Raw genomic sequence first — 276 nt, 5'->3', positions numbered from 1 at the left:
GTTTAATCTTGTGTTATTTTTGCATTGCATCTACGATTTGTTTACTTGTGATTGAACCAAATAGACGTCCACCTTCTCCAGATTTAGCCTTTACTTCCACAGTTAGTTTCTCTATCGTTTCTTTTAATTGTTTTGCACTTTCAAGCTCTGCCTCTGCATCTTTTTCTTCTTTGCGGTTTTGAGCTTCTACAGTTTTCATTCTGCTATTTGTCGCCTCAGCAGCTAATCCTTGTTTTAGTCAGAAGTTATTTGCATCGCCATCTGTTACGTTTTTTA

The 276-nt window shown here is 36.6% G+C and carries 1 pseudogene; it reads right to left on the bottom strand.

The features are described 5' to 3' along the window. Positions 1 to 16: 16 nt before the first annotated feature. Positions 17 to 276, bottom strand: a pseudogene (rplI, locus tag K5S59_RS29840) (50S ribosomal protein L9); the annotation flags it as partial.

This window comes from Bacillus sp. BML-BC051, from assembly GCF_019656175.1.
In the GTDB taxonomy this organism is placed as follows: Bacteria; Bacillota; Bacilli; order Bacillales; family Bacillaceae_G; genus Bacillus_A; species Bacillus_A mobilis.
The sequence above is the reverse complement of the archived record's forward strand: the minus strand, read 5'-3'. Positions and strand labels throughout refer to the sequence as shown.